Annotated in this window: 3 protein-coding genes and 1 pseudogene; all 4 read left to right on the forward strand. The window is 63.2% G+C overall.

The window, feature by feature from the left end; translation table 11 throughout:
* Window positions 1-511: pseudogene (locus tag AZG88_RS34810) on the forward strand (IS3 family transposase); the annotation flags it as partial.
* Between the two features lie 124 nt (window positions 512-635).
* Window positions 636-1,844 (forward strand): tyrosine-type recombinase/integrase, encoded by a 1,209-nt coding sequence (locus AZG88_RS34815; RefSeq protein ID WP_061700376.1) that lies wholly within the window; start codon window positions 636-638, stop codon window positions 1,842-1,844.
* Window positions 1,841-2,797, forward strand: a complete 957-nt coding sequence (locus tag AZG88_RS34820) for a tyrosine-type recombinase/integrase (RefSeq protein ID WP_061700377.1) — start codon at window positions 1,841-1,843, stop codon at window positions 2,795-2,797. The genes AZG88_RS34815 and AZG88_RS34820 overlap by 4 nt, the downstream gene beginning before the upstream one ends.
* A 201-nt stretch (window positions 2,798-2,998) precedes the next feature.
* A partial coding sequence (locus AZG88_RS34825; RefSeq protein ID WP_231914299.1) for a tyrosine-type recombinase/integrase occupies window positions 2,999-3,406 on the forward strand: 408 nt, incomplete at its 3' end.

Below are 3,406 nucleotides of genomic sequence, written 5' to 3' on the forward strand. Positions count from 1 at the left end.
GGCCGCCGCGCCGGCCCGGGCCGCCCGCACCTCCGCCGACGAGGAGTTGGCCGCCCGGATCCGCGCCATCCATGCCGACTCCGACGGCACCTACGGGGCACCGCGGGTGACCGCCGAGCTGCGCGATGCCGGGATCGAGGTCAATCACAAGCGGGTCGAACGGGTGATGCGCGTGAAGGGGATCGTCGGGCTGCATCTGCGCAAACCGGTGCGCACCACGATTCCCGATCCGGATGCGGCCCCGGTGCCGGACCTGATCCGGCGGGATTTCACGGCGAGCGCACCGAACACCAGGTACGTCGGGGACATCACCTACTTGCCGGTGGGTGATGGTGAATTTCTGTATCTGGCGACGGTGTTGGACCTGGGTTCGAGGCGGTTGGCGGGGTGGTCGATCGCCGACCACATGCGCACCGAGTTGGTCACCGACGCGCTGCGTGCGGCCGCCGCCTGTCGTGGCGCCGCCGGTCTCGATGGGGCAATTTTCCACTCCGATTATGCCGAGGTTTTCGTTAAGCCGAGGAATTTGTGAGTTTGTCTGTGCTGCTTAGATATTCTGAGTATTCATTCGGCTTAACGATTGACTGTCAGGCTTACGTTTGTCGTGTCCATGCCCCTATGGGAAGGAGACGGCGATGGATACGACGATCACCAGGATCGGTGCGGTTGTTATTGCCGAGTTGCGTTCAGTCGGCTACATGGAATCGACGATCGGGCAGTACGGAAAGACCATCAAGGCGCTCACCGAATACGCGAAGCGACACGGTGCAAATGCTTACACGCCAGCGTTGGGTGCCGGCTTCGCGTCGATGACGACCAGCCCGCGCACGGGACGGTTCAGCGCGCAGCGCAGGTTCGACTACCGACGACTGGTAGCCCTGTTCGACTCCTACGTGACCACCGGACGGGTCGACCTGTCGATGCGTAGGCGCGGCGGTGGTGGTCCGCGACCGACATCTGCTCAGTTTGTGGTGCTTAATGATTCGTGGGAATCGGACATGGCCGAACGCGGTTTGGCTGCAGCAACGCGTGAGGCCTACGGCCGGACGGCCCGCGGCTACCTGTGTTTTCTCGAATCGAGAGGAACCGTCGAACTCGATGACGCCGACGGTGGCACCGTTCTGGAGTTCCTGCGTTCGTTGTCGCCGAGGTGGGCGAAAACCACGTTGTTCTGGGTGGTGTCGAACCTTCGCCCCTTCCTGACCTTCATAAACCGGGCAGATCTGATCGACGCGGTCAATCTGGCGGGAGTGAAACGTCCCCATCCGATAGTGCCGGTCCTCGGTGACGACGATCATCGGCGGATCATCGCCGCGTGCACGTCCGGCATCGTGTGCGTTCGTGACGCCGCAATCACCTTGCTGGCACTGTCGACCGGGCTTCGGGCCTGCGACATCATTGCGTTGCGACTGGGCGATATCGACTGGCAGGGGCAGACGATCTCGCTCGTGCAGCAAAAGACGGGCAACCCGCTCACCGTCCCGCTGATCGACGTTCTCACCTCGACGCTCGCCGACTATGTTGTGCATGAGCGGCCCGAAACCGAAGACGATCACCTGTTCGTACGCCGGGTGGCGCCGCATGTTCGGCTTCGTGATCACGCCTCGATCCACCGGGTGACTGCGACGGTGTTCACCGCTGCCGAGGTGACCGATGTCAAGGGTGGAACCCGTCTTCTGCGGCATAACGCCGCCTCTCGGATGCTGCGGGCCGCGACTCCGTTGCCGACCATCGCGGCGGTGCTCGGTCTCGCGAGCGAGGAATCGGCCAAGCAGTACATGAATATCGATGACGAGCGGCTGCTCCGGTGCGTGCTGGCGGTGCCGCAAAGCGCACGGCCATGAACGGCCGCGGATTCACCAGCGCGTTCGCGACGCAGTTGGCTGAGTACGTCGAGTTCAAAAGGGCGATGGGTTGCGACGGTGCCTCGCGGATCTGGTATCTGAACAAGTTCGACTCCTATTGCGCCGAGCACGAGCGGACCCTTTTCGATCAGGAGACCGTCGAAGCCTGGGTGACAGCGCAATTGGCCACCTCCGGCCGGTACCGGTCGTGGATGTCATACATCCGCGACCTCGGCCGCTTTCTGCGTGCCACTGGGCACACAGACGCCTACGTGCTCTCCGACAGGTGGAAGTCCGCGGTCGTGCCCGCCCGTCCCTACCTGCTCACTGCCAAGGAGATCGACGCGTTCTTCGCCGCCGCGGCACAGCTGAACACGGCATCGCCGTGGCGGTGGCAGGCGAGCGCATTCTTCACTCTGATGCACTCGTCGGGCCTCCGCACCTGCGAGGTCCGCCGCTTGCTGGTCGAGCACGTCGACCTGCCGGGCCGGCACATCGACGTGATCTGGTCCAAAGGCAGACGCAGCCGCAGACTGCCGATCACCAGTGATATCGCCGACGTGCTGGCAGCGTGCGACGACACCTCGAGATCGACTATCGGTGCCGGGCGGGAAACGTTCTTCACCTCCTCGACCGGCCAGCCGGTCACCGCCGCTACGGTCGGGGTGATGTTCAACCGGATCTGGGATAACGCCGGCTTGGCGCGACCGGCGAGCGGACAGCGTCCCCGCCCCTACGATTTCCGGCACCATTTCGCCTACGCCAACATCGAACGATGGATGGCCGACGGCATCGACGTCGGCGCGATGTTGCCGTATCTGTCGACCTACATGGGTCACGCAACGGTCGAGTCGACCTACTACTACATTCACACATCGCCCGGCTTCATGGACGCCTACGGGCACATCACCGCCGGTGCCGGCTCGCTGCTCCCGGAGGTCGGATTCGAATGAAACACAACACCACAACCGGCGCGCCGGACTTCTACACATTCGCGCGCGGCTTCCTGCACACGTACATGCCCACAATCCGCAGACTCTCACCGAAAACGGTCGAGGCCTACCGGATCAGCTTGGAATGCTTCCTCACCTTCCTCACCGACCACGAGCACATCGACCGCGCACGGGTGAGCTTCGAGCACTTCGACCGAACACATGCTGAAAGCATGGATGATCTGGCTCGCCGACGACAAACAATATTCAGCGCGAACCATCACCCTGCGGATCAGCGCCCTCAAAGCTTTTCTGGCCTACGCCGCCGCCGAGGATGTCAGCCTCATGGCACTGAGCGAGGCGGCACGAACCCTCAAGACCCCGTCCGCCCCGAAGAAGCCGATCGAATATCTCACCGAAGACCAGACGCGAGCCTTCCTATCCGTATTCACCGGGCGCACCGGGAAATCACGCCGCAACCGAATGCTCCTGATCCTGCTCTACGACACCGCCGCCCGGGTCAGCGAAATCACCGCCCTCACACTGGCCGACCTGTCGCTGACCAAACCAGGGCACCTCACGCTCACCGGGAAACGCGACAAGACCCGAATCGTGCCCCTTGCCGGCAAG

Origin of the sequence: Rhodococcus sp. LB1 (genome assembly GCF_001583455.1) — a bacterium.
GTDB lineage: Bacteria > Actinomycetota > Actinomycetes > Mycobacteriales > Mycobacteriaceae > Rhodococcus_F > Rhodococcus_F opacus.